This window comes from Streptomyces durbertensis (genome assembly GCF_014156695.1).
Lineage (GTDB): Bacteria > Actinomycetota > Actinomycetes > Streptomycetales > Streptomycetaceae > Streptomyces > Streptomyces durbertensis.
Map to the genome: position 1 here is coordinate 1 of NZ_WMLF01000842.1, position 974 is coordinate 974.

Below are 974 nucleotides of genomic sequence, written 5' to 3' on the forward strand. Positions count from 1 at the left end.
GCGGAGGGTTCGGACGACGCGGAGGTCACCGTGGTGACGGTGGGTCCGGAGGACGCGCGGGACGCGTTGCGGAAGGCGTTGTCGATGGGTGCGGACAAGGCCGTGCATGTGGAGGACGATGATCTGCACGGCACGGATGTGATGGGTACGTCGCTGGTGCTGGCGCGGGCGATCGAGAAGACCGGGTTCGACCTGGTGGTGTGCGGTATGGCGTCGACCGACGGTGGCATGGGTGTGCTGCCGGCGTTGCTGGCGGAGCGGCTGGGGGTGCCGCAGGTGACGTTGCTGTCGGAGGTGTCGGTGGCGGACGGGACGGTGGCGGGTCGTCGTGATGGTGATGCGGCCACCGAGCGGTTGGAGGCGTCGTTGCCGGCGGTGGTGTCGGTGACGGACCAGTCGGGTGAGGCGCGGTATCCGTCGTTCAAGGGGATCATGGCGGCGAAGAAGAAGCCGGTGGAGTCGTTGGATCTGGATGATCTGGATCTGGAGGCTGAGGAGGTCGGTCTGGAGGGTGCGTGGACGGTCGTGGAGTCGGCCCAGGCGCGTCCGGCTCGGTCGGCTGGCACGGTGGTGAAGGACGAGGGTGAGGGCGGTAAGCAGCTCGCCGAGTTCCTGGCGGGTCAGAAGTTCATCTGATCTCGCGTCTTCGAGTCCCCTTGCTGTCTTTGACGGCTTCTCTCTTCCGGTAGGAGTGCGGTTCCCATGGCTGAAGTTCTGGTTGTTGTTGATCACGTGGATGGTGCGGTGCGGAAGCCGACGCTGGAGTTGTTGGCGTTGGCGCGTCGGTTGGGTGAGCCGGTGGCGGTGTTCTTGGGTTCGGGTGTGGAGTCGGCGGCGTCGGTGTTGGGTGAGCATGGTGCGGTGAGGGTGCTGGCCGTGGATGCGCCGGAGTTCGGTGAGTTCTCGGTGGTGCCGAAGGTGGACGCGGTGCAGGCGGCGGTGGCGGCGGTTTCGCCGGCGGCGGTGTTGGTGTC

1 protein-coding gene and 1 pseudogene are annotated in these 974 nt (G+C 66.7%); both read left to right on the plus strand.

The window, feature by feature from the left end; all coding sequences use genetic code 11:
- Window positions 1-636 (plus strand): electron transfer flavoprotein subunit beta/FixA family protein (locus tag GL263_RS27210; protein WP_182858388.1); only part of this gene is annotated, 636 nt, incomplete at its 5' end.
- A 66-nt stretch (window positions 637-702) separates the two neighbouring features.
- A pseudogene (locus GL263_RS27215) lies at window positions 703-974 on the plus strand (electron transfer flavoprotein subunit alpha/FixB family protein); the annotation flags it as partial.